Here is a 940-nt window from a genome sequence, read left to right on the forward strand (position 1 = left end):
TGCAAAGATAAAATTACTGAAAATTTAGATTTTTATAAAGCGCTGAATTGTTTTAATGCAACACTAGTGATAGTAAATGAATAATTACATAGTAAATGTAAAAAATATATTTGTTAAAAATAACTAAGGAGATGATACAAATGGCATTAATACCTTATGATCCATTTAGACAATTAACTAACATTAGGAGAGATTTTGACAGATTATTCAATGATTTCCCTTTTCATTTAGACAATGAAATGAATCAATTGGGGAATATAAGAGTGGATGTTCATGAAACAGATAAAGAGGTAGTAGCAACTTGTGACATTCCAGGCTTACAGAGTAAAGAAGATGTAAACATTGATATTGAAAATAATGTATTGAGAATTAGTGGCTCAATTAACAGAACTAATGAGATTAAAGAAGAGAATATGCATAGGAGAGAAAGATACACAGGTAGCTTTCACAGAGCCGTTACACTACCAACTCCTGTTTCTGAGGAAGATATAAAGGCTTCTTATAAGAATGGTGTACTAGAAGTTATCATGCCTAAACAAACTCAAACAAATAAAAAGAGAATTGATGTGGATTTCCATTAAAAATGAGCAGTTTGCTACCTGTAATGAAAGAGTTTGGCAGGGATTACTTGCAGGAAGTTGCTGAGGAACAACCTGACCTAGTTGATTTGCTAATTTTAAGCTGCCATTTACCTCAGGGAAAGAAAAAAATTATTTTAAATGAGCTGACTAATAATATTAAAAATTCCTACCAGAGGCTGGGACAAAACGCTCCTAAATAAACTAAAAAAGCCGGTGCAGTTTTACGACGTAAAATTGCACTGGCTTTATATTTTTACAATAAAATAAGGACCACTTCTGATAAAATTAAGCACGAGTGTTGATTATCCAAAATTAGACAGACTTATCCCTTGGAATGTGACGTAGTTTTTCAAAAAAGT

2 protein-coding genes are annotated in these 940 nt (G+C 31.7%); both read left to right on the forward strand.

Features of this window, described 5'->3' with window-relative positions; genetic code table 11:
- The first annotated feature begins 140 nt into the window (after positions 1-140).
- Complete coding sequence (locus AC1UFB_RS20080) at positions 141-581, forward strand: Hsp20/alpha crystallin family protein (RefSeq protein ID WP_061785932.1); 441 nt, start codon at positions 141-143, stop codon at positions 579-581.
- Positions 582-583: 2 nt separating this feature from the next.
- Positions 584-781, forward strand: coding sequence for a hypothetical protein (locus AC1UFB_RS20085; RefSeq protein WP_061785931.1), 198 nt, complete (start codon positions 584-586; stop codon positions 779-781).
- The last annotated feature ends 159 nt before the right edge of the window (positions 782-940 follow it).

The organism is Priestia sp. KCTC 13724 (assembly GCF_056820425.1).

What these genes read in the sequence shown, in the direction of transcription:
- AC1UFB_RS20080 (WP_061785932.1), top strand. Translation starts at nt 141, where the DNA reads ATGGCATTAATACCTTATGATCCATTTAGACAATTAACTAACATTAGG.
- AC1UFB_RS20085 (WP_061785931.1), top strand. Translation starts at nt 584, where the DNA reads ATGAGCAGTTTGCTACCTGTAATGAAAGAGTTTGGCAGGGATTACTTG.